Origin of the sequence: Roseococcus sp. YIM B11640 (assembly GCF_049727625.1) — a bacterium.
In the GTDB taxonomy this organism is placed as follows: domain Bacteria; phylum Pseudomonadota; class Alphaproteobacteria; order Acetobacterales; family Acetobacteraceae; genus Roseococcus.
This window is the reverse complement of the sequence record NZ_JBBJOZ010000003.1, coordinates 111,643-126,122: the sequence shown is the minus strand read 5'-3', so window position 1 is coordinate 126,122 and position 14,480 is coordinate 111,643. Positions and strand designations below refer to the sequence as shown.

General features: G+C 73.9%; 15 protein-coding genes. 3 read left to right on the top strand and 12 right to left on the bottom strand.

Translation table 11 applies throughout. The features are described from left to right. Positions 1–6 precede the first annotated feature (6 nt). Positions 7–441 (top strand): DUF1636 family protein, encoded by a 435-nt coding sequence (locus WJM96_RS14525; protein ID WP_424813233.1) that lies wholly within the window; start codon positions 7–9, stop codon positions 439–441. Here WJM96_RS14525 and WJM96_RS14520 read toward each other — a convergent pair. The 4 genes from WJM96_RS14520 to WJM96_RS14505 are packed head-to-tail and all read right to left on the bottom strand — an operon-like array spanning position 419 to position 4,045. Then, positions 419–976 (bottom strand): histidine phosphatase family protein, encoded by a 558-nt coding sequence (locus WJM96_RS14520; protein WP_424813232.1) that lies wholly within the window; start codon positions 974–976, stop codon positions 419–421. The genes WJM96_RS14525 and WJM96_RS14520 overlap by 23 nt on opposite strands. Beyond that, entirely contained in the window at positions 973–1,734 is a 762-nt protein-coding gene (locus tag WJM96_RS14515) for an adenosylcobinamide-GDP ribazoletransferase (RefSeq protein WP_424813231.1), read from the bottom strand. Before WJM96_RS14515 ends, WJM96_RS14520 begins: the two co-directional genes overlap by 4 nt. Then, on the bottom strand, positions 1,731–2,726 hold the full coding sequence (gene cobT / locus WJM96_RS14510) for a nicotinate-nucleotide--dimethylbenzimidazole phosphoribosyltransferase (protein ID WP_424813230.1): 996 nt from the start codon (positions 2,724–2,726) through the stop codon (positions 1,731–1,733). Before cobT ends, WJM96_RS14515 begins: the two co-directional genes overlap by 4 nt. After that, the gene (locus WJM96_RS14505) at positions 2,723–4,045 is read right to left on the bottom strand and encodes a cobyrinate a,c-diamide synthase (protein ID WP_424813229.1); all 1,323 of its coding nucleotides are present in this window, start codon (positions 4,043–4,045) and stop codon (positions 2,723–2,725) included. Before WJM96_RS14505 ends, cobT begins: the two co-directional genes overlap by 4 nt. A 44-nt stretch (positions 4,046–4,089) precedes the next feature. On the opposite strand from WJM96_RS14505, the gene WJM96_RS14500 reads away from it, so the two are divergent. Further along, a complete protein-coding gene (locus tag WJM96_RS14500; RefSeq protein ID WP_424813228.1) occupies positions 4,090–5,145 on the top strand; it encodes a cobalt-precorrin-5B (C(1))-methyltransferase in 1,056 nt (351 codons plus the stop codon). Here the strand turns inward: WJM96_RS14500 and cobM are convergent. The 3 genes from cobM to cbiE are packed head-to-tail and all read right to left on the bottom strand — an operon-like array spanning position 5,118 to position 7,452. Continuing rightward, on the bottom strand, positions 5,118–5,867 hold the full coding sequence (cobM, locus tag WJM96_RS14495; protein WP_424813227.1) for a precorrin-4 C(11)-methyltransferase: 750 nt from the start codon (positions 5,865–5,867) through the stop codon (positions 5,118–5,120). The genes WJM96_RS14500 and cobM overlap by 28 nt on opposite strands. Further along, positions 5,864–6,229 carry a cobalamin biosynthesis protein gene (locus tag WJM96_RS14490; protein ID WP_424813226.1) on the bottom strand — a complete coding sequence of 122 codons (366 nt, stop codon included), beginning with the start codon at positions 6,227–6,229 and terminating at the stop codon, positions 5,864–5,866. The genes cobM and WJM96_RS14490 overlap by 4 nt, the downstream gene beginning before the upstream one ends. Next, on the bottom strand, positions 6,226–7,452 hold the full coding sequence (cbiE, locus tag WJM96_RS14485; protein ID WP_424813600.1) for a precorrin-6y C5,15-methyltransferase (decarboxylating) subunit CbiE: 1,227 nt from the start codon (positions 7,450–7,452) through the stop codon (positions 6,226–6,228). Before cbiE ends, WJM96_RS14490 begins: the two co-directional genes overlap by 4 nt. Between cbiE and WJM96_RS14480 the strand changes: the two genes are divergently transcribed. Continuing rightward, positions 7,442–8,194, top strand: a complete 753-nt coding sequence (locus tag WJM96_RS14480) for a cobalt-precorrin-6A reductase (protein ID WP_424813225.1) — start codon at positions 7,442–7,444, stop codon at positions 8,192–8,194. The genes cbiE and WJM96_RS14480 overlap by 11 nt on opposite strands. On the opposite strand, the gene WJM96_RS14475 is transcribed toward WJM96_RS14480, so the two are convergent. From WJM96_RS14475 to WJM96_RS14455, 5 genes are read right to left on the bottom strand one after another with little or no spacing between them, the layout of a single operon-like run. After that, on the bottom strand, positions 8,167–8,919 hold the full coding sequence (locus tag WJM96_RS14475) for a precorrin-3B C(17)-methyltransferase (protein WP_424813224.1): 753 nt from the start codon (positions 8,917–8,919) through the stop codon (positions 8,167–8,169). The two genes, WJM96_RS14480 and WJM96_RS14475, sit on opposite strands and share 28 nt — an antisense overlap. Then, positions 8,916–9,635: a precorrin-2 C(20)-methyltransferase gene (locus tag WJM96_RS14470; RefSeq protein WP_424813223.1), complete on the bottom strand. Its 720-nt coding sequence runs from the start codon at positions 9,633–9,635 to the stop codon at positions 8,916–8,918. The genes WJM96_RS14475 and WJM96_RS14470 overlap by 4 nt, the downstream gene beginning before the upstream one ends. Continuing rightward, positions 9,632–10,258: a precorrin-8X methylmutase gene (locus tag WJM96_RS14465; protein ID WP_424813222.1), complete on the bottom strand. Its 627-nt coding sequence runs from the start codon at positions 10,256–10,258 to the stop codon at positions 9,632–9,634. The genes WJM96_RS14470 and WJM96_RS14465 overlap by 4 nt, the downstream gene beginning before the upstream one ends. After that, positions 10,255–11,331, bottom strand: coding sequence for a hypothetical protein (locus tag WJM96_RS14460; protein ID WP_424813221.1), 1,077 nt, complete (start codon positions 11,329–11,331; stop codon positions 10,255–10,257). Before WJM96_RS14460 ends, WJM96_RS14465 begins: the two co-directional genes overlap by 4 nt. Then, on the bottom strand, positions 11,328–14,480 hold the full coding sequence (locus WJM96_RS14455; RefSeq protein WP_424813220.1) for a cobaltochelatase subunit CobN: 3,153 nt from the start codon (positions 14,478–14,480) through the stop codon (positions 11,328–11,330). The genes WJM96_RS14460 and WJM96_RS14455 overlap by 4 nt, the downstream gene beginning before the upstream one ends.

Genomic DNA, 14,480 nt, shown 5'->3' with positions numbered 1-14,480 from the left:
ACATTCATGCTTGGGAAGGTCGAAGCCTTGGGCCCCTCTCGTCATCCGGCGCAGCTGCAGGTTTGCGCGCCTTGCACCCATCCCGATCGCGAGAAGCGCGGCCCGGTGAGGGCCGGCGAGCTTTTCGCCGCGCGCCTCGCGCAGGAGGTCGCCGCGCGTCCCGGCCTGGCCGGGTTGCGCGTGGTCGCGGCACCCTGCATCGGCAATTGCGCGGCACGCTGCCGCGTGTCTTTCGCGGGACAGGGCCGCTGGAGCTGGCTCCTCGGGGGCCTCGACCCCGACGCCTCCACGGATGATCTGCTGGAATTCGCCCGCCATTGGCTGGCCGCGCCGGATGGCTTCGTCGGCAAGAATGATCGCCCGCCGCCGCTCCGCCCGCTGCTGCTCGGCCGCGTGCCGCCGCCCGATCTGCCGGAGCTCAGGGAGCCTTCCAGCGGCTGACTGCATCGCCCTGGATCAGGAGCCCTTCGCCGGGCGCCGGGATCTGACCGAGCCATTCGCGGACCGGGAGATTTCGCAGCGACCCCGCCAGTGCCGCGATCGGCCCGCCATGGGCGATAACGAGAATGGGTTCGTCCGGAATCCCACGCCACCAGTCCAGCACGCGGAGCGCGAGTTCCGCCGTGGTTTCCCCGCCGCCGGGGCGAAAGCTGCCAGGGGCGTCGATCATGCCATTCATGGCATCGCCCTCGGCCTGCCAGATCGAGTCCCAGCTCATCCCTTCCCAGGCGCCGAAATCGCGCTCGGCGACGCGCGGTTCGATCTCCAGCGGCAGGCCGCGCCGCCGCGCGAGCAGCGCCGCCGGCCAACGCGCGCGCCGCGCCGGCGAGGTGACGACCCGCGCGAAATCCCCGCAGGACCAGCGCCTCGCCTGCCCCCTGCCTTCCGCGCTCAGCCCGGCATCCGTCCGGCCGTAGCAGCGGCCGCCCCACTGCGCCGCGACGGGCGGATGCCGCAGCAGCAGGGCGCGCTTCATCGCTCCATCGCGAAAGCCAGCGTCGCCATCACGATTCCCACATAACCGGCCGCGCCCACCGCATCGCCCGTGCTGCCCCCGAGGTGCCGCCGCAACCATCCGCGATACCAGAAGAGGAACAGCACCCCCGCGCCCCCCGCCACCGCCATGGCGCGCGCATCGCTGAGAATCCCCAGCAACAGCACAGGCGCGGCGAGCAGCGCGGCAACGCCCAGGCCTTTCGCATTGGCCGAGGGCCCGACGGCGGCACCCAGCCCTTCCCGGCCAGGCACCGGCGGCACGACCGCCATGACGGCGACCATCAGCAGGCGCCCGAGGCAGCCGGCCACGATCAGCACCACCGCCGCCTGCGCCGCGCCGCCCGACGCCATCAGCCCGCCCGCGCGCAAAGCGACCCCGAAGCCGAGGCCCAGCACGCCGAAGGCGCCGACGCGGCTGTCCTTCATGATCCGCAAGGCATCTTCCGGGCTGCGCCCCCCACCCGCCCCGTCGCAGAGGTCGGCCAGCGCATCCTCATGCAGCGCGCCGGTCAGGCGCGCCTCGATGGCCAGCGCGACCAGAACCGCCAGCGCGAAGGGCAGCACCAGGTCGACCAGCCAGAGCGCGAGCGCCGTCAGCGCGCCGATCCCTGCGCCGACCAGCGGAAAGAGCCGCAGCGCGCGCCCGATCTCCTGCAAGAAGGCTTCCGGGGTCACCGCACCCCCGGGCACCGGGAGGCGGGTGAGGAACTGGATGGCCGTCGCCGCCGCCCGCATCATGGGCCGGTGACCTCGGCCAGCGTCGCGACGTCGCGAAGCAGCCCGGCCGCGGCTTCCAGCATCGGCAGCAGCAGCAGGGCGCCCGTGCCCTCGCCCAGCCGCAGCCCCCATTCCAGGAACGGCTCCAGGCCGAGCTGCGCGAGCACGACGGCATGCCCGGGTTCCGCGCTCCGGTGCGCGGCCAGGCAGCAGCCCAGCGCGGCGGGATCGATCGCCTGCGCGACCAGCGCGCCGGTTCCCACGATGAAGCCGTCCAGCACGACCGTGAGGCGGTTCCGCGCGGCCTCCAGGATGCAGCCGGCGATGGCGATGATCTCGAAGCCGCCCAGCCCGGCCATCGCCGCGTGTGGTTCCAGCGCCTGGGCCCGGGCCACGGCCTCCCCCACCACGGCGCGCTTTCGCGACAGGCTCTCGGGCGTCGCGCCCGCGCCGGGGCCGATCAGGCTGTCGGCCGAAGCGCCGGTGAGCAGCGCGGCCAGCGCCGCCGCGGTCGTGGTGTTGCCGATGCCGACCTCGCCCAGCGCCAGCACGCGCACGCCCTGCTCCGCGGCCTCCCGCGCGGCGCGGGCCCCGCAGGCGAGGGCGGCGTCGAACTCCGCCGGGCTCATCGCGGGTCCGCGCGCGAAGCTGCGCGTCCCCTTCGCCACGCGCCAGTCGCGATAAGCCTCGCCGCTGATGCCTTCCGCCTTGCTGCCGGCGTCGACCAGCACCACCGGCGTCGCGCTGGCGCGCGCCAGGGCCGAACAGCCGGCGCGCCCTTCCAGGATCAGCCGCATCATCGCGGCGGTGACCTCGTCCGGCCAAAGGCCCACGCCCTCCGCCACGACGCCGTGATCCCCGGCAAAGACGATGAGCCGGCGCGGCGAGGCCTCGGGATCGATGCGCCCCTGGGTCTCCGCCAGGCGCACCGCCAGCCTCTCCAGCGTGCCCAGGCTGCCGCGCGGCTTGGCCAGCGCGTCGAGGCGCTGGCGGGCCAGGTCGCCGATGCTCATGCTTCCTCGCGAGCGATGGCGTGGAAAAAGCTGCCGGTGACGAAGCCGCGCCGCCCGCCTGCCGGGCCCAGCTCCCGCCCCGTGCCGTCGCTGAGAAGGGCGAACGGCATATCGCGCCCCGGATCCGTGACCGTCGCATAGTGGAACTCGTGGCCGCGCAGCCAGCTCCCCGCCCGGCCCATCGGGCCATCGGCCAGCATCCGGGCGCGCCGGTAGCCGAGATTCATGCGCCGGCGCGCGAAGCTGGTGGAATGGCCCAGCAAGCCCGCCATGCCGTGACGCTGACCGGCCGCATCCTCGATCCCCTCGCCCAGCACCATGTGGCCGCCGCATTCCCCGTGCACGGGCCGGGCTGCCGCAAAGCGCCGCAACCCCGCGAGGAAGCCCGAGGCGGCGGCAAGCCGGCCGCCATGCAATTCCGGATAGCCCCCAGGCAGCCAGCAGCAATCCGCGCAGTCCGGCGGCGCTTCGTCCGCCAGCGGGGAAAAGGGAAGGATTTCTGCCCCCCCCCGCCGCCAGGCCGCCAGCAGATGCGGATAGACGAAGCTGAAGGCCGCATCCCGCGCCAGCGCGATGCGCTGCCCCGGCGGCGGCACGGCCACGCCGGGCACCTGGGCGGCGGCAATCCCGAGCGGCGCGGCAAGCCGCCTGACGGCATCGAGATCGACGTACCGCGCGATGTGCTCCCCCAGCGCGGCCAGCGCCGCGCCCAGCGCCGGATGCTCCTCGGCCTGCACGAGGCCGAGATGGCGTTCGGGTAGGGCCGGCGGGGCGTCCCGGGGAATGGCGCCGAGAATGGGCAGTCCGAGCGGCGCGACGGCATCGGCCACCATCCGCCGGTGCCGCTCGCTGCCCACGCGGTTGAGCACGACGCCGCCGATCCGCACCTTCGGATCATGCGTCGCGAAGCCGCGCAGGAGCGCCGCATGGCTCTGGCTCGCACCCGACACGTCGACGATGAGCAGGACGGGGAGCCCATGCCGCGCCGCGATGTCCGCGCCCGCGCCGCTGCGGCCCGGCGGTGCCTCGATGCCATCGAACAGGCCCATGGCCCCCTCGATCAGCAGAAGATCCGCGTCCAGCGCGGCCTCCGCCATCAGCGTATCGAGCAGGGCTGGCGACATGGCCCAGGAATCGAGGTTCAGCCCGGCCCGGCCCGAGGCCGCGGCGTGGAAGGCCGTGTCGATGTAGTCGGGCCCCGCCTTGGCCGCGGTGACCGCGACGCCTCGGCCGCGCAGCGCCGCGAGCAGGCCGAGCGTCAGCGTCGTCTTGCCCGAGCCCGAGCGCGGCGCCGAGACGATGAGGCCGCTGGCCGTCATGTCCGCGCGTGACGCGGGGCGGCATCCGCGATAGGCCATGCAGCATGGACCCGAGCGATCGCCCCGGACCGGATCTGCGCCGTGGCTGGACGACCGGCGCCTGCGCGACGGCGGCCGCCAAGGCCGCCATGACGGCACTCGCCACGGGCCACTTCCCGGACCCCGTGAGCATCACCCTCCCCGGCGGCGAGAAGCCGGCCTTCGCGCTGGCCCGGCACGCGCTGGACGAGGCCGGCGCCATGGCCGCCGTCGTGAAGGATGCCGGCGACGATCCGGACGTGACGCACGGTGCCCTCATCCGCGTGGAGCTGCGCCGCCTGCCGGCGGGCAGCGGTGTCGTGTTTCGCGCGGGTGAGGGCGTGGGAACGGTGACGCGGCCGGGCCTGCCCATCCCCCCCGGCGAACCGGCCATCAATCCCGTGCCGCGCCGCATGATCGCCGCCGCGCTGGCGGAGGTGGAGCCGCGCCCGGATATTGAGGTCACCATCGCCATCGCCGGCGGCGAAAGACTGGCGGAACGCACGCTGAATGCGCGGCTGGGAATCCTCGGCGGGCTTTCGGTATTGGGCACGACGGGCATCGTGGTGCCCTATTCCTGCGCGGCCTGGATCGCGAGCATCCATCGCGGCATCGATGTCGCGCGCGCGACGGGCATTCAGCACATCGCAGGCAGCACCGGCTCCACCAGCGAAACCGCCGTGCGGCAACTGCATGGCCTGCCGGATGTGGCCCTGATCGAGATGGGCGACTTCGTCGGCGGCATGCTGAAATATCTGCGCGGCCACCCCGTCCAGCGCGTCACCATCGCAGGCGGGGTCGCGAAGATGACGAAGCTCGCGCAGGGACTCCTGGATCTGCATTCCAAGCGCGGCAGCGCAGACATGACGGCGCTGGCGGAACTGGCGGGCATGCCGGAACTCGCGGCCTGCAACACGGTGGCGGAGGCGTTCCAGCGGGGACCGGCTGGCCTCGGCGACATCATCGCCGAACGGGCGCGCGAGACCGCGATGACGGTGCTCAAGGGCGTCGCGATCGACGTCGCCATCTTCGATCGCGAGGGCCGGCTGGTCGGTCATGCGCCGCGATACCTGCGGCGGTAATCGACGGAATAAAGCGCGCTCTCGCGGAACCCCTCGGCTCCCAGCGCCGGGCCGACGAGGATGATCGCCGTGCGCTCGATCCCCTCGGCGCGCGCGGCGATATCGGCCAGGGTGCCGCGGATCACCTGCTCCTCCGGCCAGCTCGCGCGCACCACGATGGCGGCGGCGCAGTCGGCGCCGTAGAACGGCACCAGCTCCTCCACGACGCGCGCGATGGCGTGGATCCCGAGGTGGATGGCGAGCGTCGTGCCGCTCGCCGCGAAATTCGCGAGCGTCTCGCGCGGCGGCATGGAGGAGGCACGGCCGCCCATGCGCGTCAGCACCAGCGACTGCGCGACCTCGGGGATGGTGAGCTCCTGCCCCAGCGCGGCGGCGGCGGCCGCAAAGGCGGGAACCCCGGGCGTGATGCTGTAGGGGATACCGCGCGCCTTCAGCCGCCGCACCTGCTCGGCCACCGCCGACCAGATGGAGAGGTCGCCCGAATGCAGGCGCGCCACCTCCTGCCCCGCCTCGTAAGCCTTCACGAACTCCGCCTCGATGGCGTCGAGGTCGAGCGGTGCGGTGTCCACGATCCGCGCGCCGGGCGGGCAATGCGCCAGCAGCGCCATCGGCACGAGGGAGCCGGCGAAAAGGCAGACGGGGCAGCGCGCGATGAGATCCCGGCCGCGAAGGGTGATGAGATCCGGCGCGCCCGGCCCGGCGCCGATGAAATGGATGGTCATGTCGCGATCTCCGCCAGCGCGCAGGTCGCGCGGCTCGTGCTGCTGCGCGGCGCCAGAAGCCGGCCGCGCCCCGACGCCAGCGCCGCGGATTCCGCCACGGAGCCGAGGCCCGTGGTGGCACGCGAACAACGGCTTTCGGTGGGGCCGGGAAAGCCGGCGGCATCCTCGACGATCGCGAGGCCGATGCCCAGGCACCGCGCGGCCTCCACGATGCCCGGCTCCCCGGCCTTGTGGGGAATGGTCGCCAGGCGCTCCAGCGCCCCGCGTCCAAGGCCGCTCGCCGCCAGCGCCGCGTCCACCGCCTCCAGCACCTCGGCCGCCGTCGCGCCCCGACGGCAACCGATTCCCGCGACGAGCCTCATGCCGGCTTGTCCCAGACCCATTGCGTCACCGGCATCGCGGCGCGCCATCCCGTCATGCTGGCCACCGGCACGGCGCGCGACACGGCGAGGCGCGTCAGCTCGCCGCCGCGCGCGGCGTAGTGGGCCAGCAACAGCGCCTCAGTCTCCAGCGTGACGGCATTGCAGACCAAGCGGCCGCCCGGCTTGAGCGCCGCCAATGCCGTGTCCAGCGCATCGCCCGCGCCGCCGCCGAGGAAGATGACGTCCGGTGCCGCCAGCCCGGCCAATGCGCCCGGCGCCTCGCCTTCGACCACCGCGAGGCCCGGAACGCCCAGTGCCCAGGCGTTGCGGCGGATGCGCGCGGCGCGATCCGCCCGCGCCTCGACGGCGATGGCGCGCAGCGAGGGGTCGGAGAGCATCCATTCGATGGAGATCGACCCCGCGCCGGCACCGATGTCCCACAGCAGCGCACCGCGCCTGGGCCCCAGGGAGGAGAGCGTAACGGCGCGGATCTCGCGCTTGGTGAGCTGCCCGTCATTCTCGAACCAGGCATCGGGCAGGCCGGGCGCGCGCGGGATCACCCTCGCGCCGGGCTCCGCCCGGACCTCCAGCGCCACGAGGTTCAGCGCTGCGACATCCGCCAGGGCGAAATCACGCGCGTCGCAGCGCCGGATGCGCTCGCGCTCCCCGCCGAGCGCTTCGAGCACGGTCATGCGGCTGGCTCCGAACCCATCCCGAAGCAGGGCGGCGATGGCGGCCGGCCCCTCCCCGTCGCTGGTCAGCGCCAGGATGCGCGCGCCGGGATGCAGATGGGGCCGAAGCAGCCCGGCCGGGCGGCCGTGCAGCGAGAGCGTGACCGTGCCTTCCAACGGCCATCCCAGTCGCGCGGCCGCCAGGCTGAAGGCGGATGGCGCCGGCACCACCAACGCCTCCTCCGGGGACATGCGCCGGAGCAGCGTGGCTCCGGCGCCATGCAGCATCGGGTCGCCGGAGGCCAGGACAACCACGCGCCGCCCACGCTCGGCCAGCACGCCGGAGACGTCGAAGGGTGACGGCCAGGGCCGCGCCTCGCCGCGGATCAGCCCGGCCGCCAGCTCCAGATGGCGGCGGCCACCGAACACGATCTCGGCGCCTTCGATCAGCCCGCGGGAGAGAGGCGGCAGACCCGCGATCCCTTCCTCGCCGATACCCAGGATGGACAGCCATCGCGGCGCCGCCGCAATTTGCGCGGGCATGTCACGCATCCTCATACTCGGCGGCACGACGGAAGCGCGGGAGCTCGCCACCATGCTCGCTCAGCGCGGGGCCGATGCCACGCTCTCGCTGGCCGGCCGCACCGCCACGCCCGTCGCGATGCCCCTGCCGACGCGCCACGGCGGCTTCGGGGGCATCGCCGGCCTCGTGGAGTATCTGCGCACCAGCGGCACGGAAGCGCTGGTGGACGCCACCCACCCCTATGCGGCGGCGATGTCGCACCACGCCGCGGAAGCCTCCGCGCTCGCTCCGGTGAAGCTGCTCGCGCTGCGGCGTCCGGCCTGGCGCCGGCAGGAGGGCGACGACTGGCTCGAGGTCGGTGATGCCGCCGAAGCCGTGTCCGCGCTCGGCGCCGCGCCACGGCGCGCCTTCCTCGCTCTCGGGCGCCAGGAACTGCGGCCCTTCGAGGCCGCGCCGCAGCACCGCTACCTGATCCGCAGCGTCGATCCCGTGGAGCCGCCCCTCGCGGTTCCGGATGCGCTCTATGTCGTGGCGCGCGGCCCCTTCGACATCGCGTGGGAACGCTTGCTCCTGGAGAGCGAGGCCGTCGACACGATCATCTGCAAGAACAGCGGCGGCACGGCCACCTACGGCAAGATCGCCGTCGCGCGCGCGCTGGGGCTGCGCGTGATCATGCTGCGCCGGCCGACACTGCCCGAAGCGGAATCCGTCGCCACGCCCGAAGCCGCCATGGAATGGCTCGCTCATGCGGGCATGCTCCGCGGCGTGTAGACCAGTGGCGGCAGGGCGGGACGAGCGATCACGCGTGTCTCGGCGGTACCGATGATCACGCAGGTCGCCATGTCCGCCCGCGCGGGATCGGCGGCGCCGAGCGTCGTGATCTCGATATGCTCCTCGGCGCGCATCACCGCACGGCCGAAGATCACCGGCGTCGCGGCGGGCAGAACGGCGCGCAGTGCCCCGAACGCCCGGCCGAGCTGCCACGGGCGCGCGCGGCTGATCGGGTTGTAGAGCGCCATGGCAAAGCCGGCGCCAGCGGCGGCTGCGAGGCGCTTCTCGACCAGCGGCCATGGCTTCAGATTGTCGGAGAGCGAGATGGCGCAGAAATCATGGCCGAGCGGCGCGCCCAGGCGGGCGGCCAGCGCCAGCATCGCGGTGATGCCGGGATGCACCACGATCTCGATGCCGCGCCAGGCTTGCGGCCCCTGCTCCACCGCCTCGCAAACCGCCGCCGCCATGGCGAAGACGCCCGGATCGCCGCCGGAGACCATCGCGACGCGGTCCTGCGCGGCGGCTTCCAGCGCGGCGCGCGCACGGTCCAGCTCCACGCGGTTGTCCGAAGGATGGCGTGCCTGGCCCTCGCGCCACGGCACCCGCGCGAGATAAGGGCCGTAGCCGTAGATCGCCGCGGCCGCCGCCAGAGCGGCGCTCGCCTCCGGCGTCACAAGGCCCTCGCGGCCGGGGCCGAGGCCCACGATGTCGAGGCGCCCGCTCACGCCCAGCCCGGCACGAGCACGAGCGAGAAATAGGGCGCCGGCCTGTCGTCCCGCGCGGCCAGCCTCTCGGTGCGGCCGTCGTGCCGCGTCGCACGCTCCACATAGATCGCGCGATCGAGCCGCCCGGCCTTCTCCAGCGCCCGCCGGATGCGTGGCAGGTGGCGCCCCACCTTCATGATGACGGCGGCTTCCACATCGGAAATCCGGCGGACGAGTTCTTCCTCGGGCAGCGTGCCGGGCAGGATGGCGATGACGTCGTCGCCCTGCGCGATGGGCACGCCCGCGCCCGACCATGCGCCCGACATGCTGGTGATGCCCGGGATCACCTCGGTCGGGTATCGCGTGGATAGCCTCAGATGGAGATGCATGTAGGAACCATAGAAGAGCGGATCGCCCTCGCTCAGCACCGCCACGTCGCGGCCCGCATCGAGATGCGCCGCGACCGCGGCCGCCGCTTCCTCGTAGAAGGCGGCGATGCATTCCTTGTAGCGCGTATCGTGCCGGTCGATCTCGGTCGTCACCGGGTAGAGGAGCGGCAGTTCGACCGCGCCCGCGCGCAGCGTGGAGCCAATGGCGGCACGCGCGTTGCTCGGATGCCCGCGCTTGGCGAAATGCGCGACGACGGGAACCGAGCCCAGGATACGCGCAGCCTTCAGGGTCAGCAGCTCCGGATCGCCCGGGCCCGTCCCGACCCCGTAGAGGCGGCCGGTGCTCACAACCCCGCCCGTGCGAGCGAGTTCAGCGCCGCCGCCGTCATGGCGCTTCCGCCCAGCCGGCCCCGCACCACCGCCCAGGGCACGCCCAGCGCCGCCTGCATCAACGCATCCTTGGATTCCGCCGCGCCCACGAAGCCCACCGGCATGCCGAGGATCGCGGCCGGACGTGGCGCTCCACGCTCCAGCATCTCGAGCAGATGGAACAGGGCCGTGGGCGCGTTCCCGATGGCCACGACGGCACCTTCGAGACGCTCCGCCATCAGCTCGAAGGCGGCCGCGGACCGGGTCGTGCCGAGGCGCGCGGCCAGCGCGGGGACCTCCGGGTCGCGCAGGCGGCAGACGACCTCGTTGCCCGCGGGAAGCCGCGCCTGCGTCACGCCCCGCGCCACCATCTCGGCATCGCAGAGGATCGGCGCCCCCGCCTGGAGCGCACCGCGGGCGGCTTCCACGAAGCCGGGCGCGAAGGCGAAGCTGGCGGCGGCCTCGACCATGCCGCAGGCGTGGATCATCCGGACCGCGACATCCTCCTCGCTCGCCGAAAAGCGGGACAGGTCGGCTTCGGCGCGAATGATGGCGAAGGACTTCTCGTAGATCGCCGCGCCGTCGCGGATGTAGTCGGTCATCGCAATTCCTTGAGCGCCGTGGCCACCTCGCCGGGCGCCAGATGGCATGCCGCAAGATCGTGCGGCCCGCCAGCCCGGATCAGGTCGAAACCGCCCGCGCGGCCCACCAGCGTCACGGCGGCAGGCCCTGGATGGGCGCAGCCCTTGCCGCAGCCGGAGATATGGAGGGTGCCGCCAGGCAGCCCTCCCAGGGCCGCCAGCTGCGCGGCCAGCCCGCGCGTCTCGGCCTCACCGCTGCCGCAGGCAGGGCGGCCCGGACAGGCCAGGACCCGGCGGCGCGGGTCCGCCGGGTCGGTCATCAGGCCCAGCCGCGCGGCCACGCCGGTCAGGGGCCCGGCCTCCGCGACCCCGAGCACCAGCAACGCCCTGCCCGGTGCCGGGCGCAGGACGGCCCGATCCGGAAGGGCTTCCGCCAGGGCGCGCAGCGTATCGGCCTCCAGGCTGCCGAAGGCCGCCGCCAGGCCAAGCGCCCCGGCACGATGCCACCCCAGCGGCTCGGCCGCGGGGCGCGGCTCCGGGCCGGTCCCCCCGCCGGCTCCCACGCTCAAGGCGCGCCACGCGGCCCCGGCCGCATCGCCGCCGGGCACACGCCCGAGCCAGCGCGTGGCGCGGCCCAGGCCCAGCCACCAGTCGCCCGCCTTCGTCGCGACCAGGCGCAGATCGGCCCTTACCGCATCGAGATGCAGCGCACCGCCGCCATCCACGACGACGGTGAATTTCGGCGGCAACCCTCCCGGCCAGGCGGCCGCCAGCGCGGCGGCGATCGGGCGCGGGTCGGCCCAGAGAGTGGCATCGCGGCCCGCGAGAGGATTCACCAGGATGGGCGGCGCATCGGCGATGCCCAGGGCCAGCAGCGCCTCCGCGCAGGCGGGCGCCGTCGCGCGGCTGAGGCCGCGGAGCTGCAGATTGCCTCGCGAAGTGACCTCGAGCACGCCATTGCCGTAACGCCGCGAGGCCTCCGCGATGCCGAGCGCGGTGTCACGGCTCCACTCGCCGCCCGGCGCGCGCAGCAGCAGGCCATCGCCCGTCTCCATCGGGGCCGCCAGGCTCGGACAGGCACCGCGCGGCGTCATGCCCAGGGTTCCAGCGTCGCCGCCACATCATTGGCGCGGGGGTGCCAGATTCCGCGCCGCAAGGCATCGGCGAAGCGCCGGGCCATGGCGCGCAACGCCGCCGGGTTCTGCTGCACGAGAAAGCCGCGCACGCGCGGGTCGCAGAGATAGGCCGCGTACACCGCGTCGAGCGCGGCATCGGGGACGGCGTCCGTCGTTTCCGCAAAGGCGACGAGGCGGTCCACCGTCTCCGCGAATTCCGAGGCCCCCCGGGGACCGTGGCGCATCTGGCCTTCGATGAAGCGCGGCGCAATGCGCCCCTGCACCAGCCGCGCGATCTGGACGGCGAGCGGGCGTGCGCGCGGACGGGAAGGATCGGTGGTGTCGAGCGAGATCAGCAGCGGCGCCCGGCCCAGCATCGCCGCCGCGCTTGCGAAGCCCCCCAGATGCGCCGCGTCCGCGCCGCCCTCGAGCAGGTCGTGCGCCGGGTCGTCGCTGCCATGGACCAAGGCGTCCGCCGCCGCGACCCGCGCCTCGAACGCGCCGGGCGCCGCCTCCGCCGCACCGTCCGCGCCGCCATAGGCATGCGAGGTGGCGTCGAGATAGGCGCGGCCCAGATCCTCTCGCGAGGACCAGGTACCGCAGGCCAGGGCATCCTCCAGCCCCGCGCCATAGGCCCCGGGCGCCGCGCCGAAGACGCGCGGGCCGGGCGCCATGGAGAGCGGATTCTCGCCCGGGCCTTCGTCGCGCGCCGCCACCGCGCGCGCCGCGGCGTCGAGCAACGCGATCTGCGCCGGGAAGAGATCGCGAAACAGGCCCGACACGCGGAAGGTCACGTCCACGCGCGGGCGGCCCATCACGGCCGGGGGCTGCACCTCGATGCCCGTCACGCGGCCGCTCGCCTCGTCCCAGATGGGACGGCACCCCATGAGGGCGAGGCCCTGGGCCATCTCCTCGCCGCCGCTTCGCAGCGTGGCGCTGGCCCAGAGATCGAGCACGATGGAGCGTGGCATCTCCCCCTGTTCCTGCAGATGCAGGCGGATGGACTCCTCGGCGGCGAGGCGTCCGAGATCCATGGCGGTCGCGGTCGGCAGGCCGCGCGGATCGGCGGTGAAGAGGTTGCGCCCGGTGGGCAGCACATCGCGGCGCGCCCGGCCCGGAACCCCGCCGGGCCCAGCCGCGACCGCACGCCCGTCCAGCGCCGCCAGCAGCGCCGCACGTTCGGCCGCCGCGCTTTCGATCCGCGCGGCGCCGTCCTCCGCCGCGGCGTGGCCATAGATGTGCAGCCCGTCCTTGATGGCGAGCTCCTTGAGGTCGCAGAGCCAGGCGTCGAGGTGCTTCAGCACCTCCACCGGCGGCGACCCTGGCGCCAGGCCGGGAACCTCGCCCGCTTGCTCGAGGATGAGGGTCGCGAGCCTCTCGCGCCGCCGCGTGTCGAGTCCGTCCGCGATCGCGTATTCGTCGAGCAGGCGTTCCAGCTCGCGGGGGGCGCCATGAAGACCGGCCTCCGCCAGGCGCGGCGGCAAATGGCCCAGGATCGTGGCCGCGATGCGCCGCTTGGCCTGCGCCGCCTCGCCCGGATTGGAGACGAGGAAGGGATAGAAGACCGGCAGCGCGCCCAGCACGCGCTCGGGGAAGCAGGCGCCCGTGAGCGCGACCGCCTTGCCCGGCAGCCATTCGATGGCGCCATGCGCACCCATGTGCACGACCGCGTCGGCATGTTCCTGGAGCCATGCCCCGAAGCCGAGCAACGCGGGATGCGGCGGCAATGCCGGATCGTGCCAATCCGCGCGGCGGTTTTCGGCAAGCCCCCGATCGGGCGCGATGGCGACGGTGACGCGGCCGAACGACAAAGCGGCGAAGTCGGCGCCGCCGTCATCGGTCCACGGCTCCTGCGGGACGGAGGGGGCCGTCCGCCGCGCGTTCTCCAGCGCGGCCATGAGGTCCCGCGCGGTATCCGGAACCGGTCCCACCGCGTAGCCCGCGCCGCGGAGATCGAGCAGCAGCCGCCTGACGCTCTCCGGCACGTCAAGTCCCACCGCGTAGCCCGCCCGCCCGCCCGCCCCTGGATAGTCGGGGATCAGGATCGCGATCCGGCGCTCCGCCCGCGGCAACGCCTGCAGCCGCAACAGGGCCGCGACGCGCGCCGCCACCTGCGCGACGCGATCGGGCTCCGGCCGGTTGGCCTGGCGCGGCCCGTCGCCATGCTTGAAGCTCAAGGCACCGGCGAGCACGCGCCCGTCGAGCTCGGGCAGGACCACATGCATCGCGAGATCGGCGCCGCCCAGCCCCCGCGGGCTGCCCTCCCAGGCAGGGCGGGCTGTCGTCGCCATCACGGCCTGCAGCACCGGAACGCCCGGCGCGCCCAGGGCCGCCGCATCGCCCGAGGCGAAGCCCGTGGTGGTGACGATCGCCGCGGGCCGCAGTTCCTCCATCGCCGCTCGGACGAGGGCCAGGCTCTCGGGTTCCTTCAGGCTCGCGACGAAGATGGGCGCGGCCGCAATGCCCTTGGCTTCCAGGGCCGCCGCCAGCTCGGCGACAGGGGCGGCGTCCTCGGCCAGCAGCATGGAGCGATAGAAGAGGATCGGCACGACCGGGCGTGACCCGTCGCGGCGCCAGACGGTCTCACCCTGACCTGGCTTCCAGCCGCCGGCGCGCGGCAGGCGATGCGGCGGCGGCGCCTCCATGCCGACGCCCGCATGCCGTGCCACGCGGCGCAGTAGCGCGCGCAGATTGGCCCGTCCACCCTCGCGGAAGTACGCGAGCCAGGTGGCCCGCTCCTCGGCCGGGATGGTGCTCAGCTCCGCAAGGCGCGGATCGTCGCCATCCTCGCCCGGCAGCACGGCGAGCGCGATGCCCCTGGCCCGCGCCGTCTCGGCCAGGCGCTCGGCGCCGTAGCGCCACCAGTCCAGCCCGCCGAGCAGCCGCAGCAGGATCACGCGCGCATGCTGCCCCGTCCGCTCCAGCCACAGATCGACGGACATCGGGTGCCGCAGGTCCCGCAGCGGCGCGAGCCGGAGCTCGGGCAGCCCTTCCTCCCACGCCGCTTCCAGCCCCGCCAGGTCGCTGTCGGTGAAGGACAGCGCCACCACGGGCGCCGGCTCCTGGCGCAGATCGACCGGCTCGGCGAGCCCGTCGATCGTGGCGGAGGTGGTGGCGAGGATATGCAT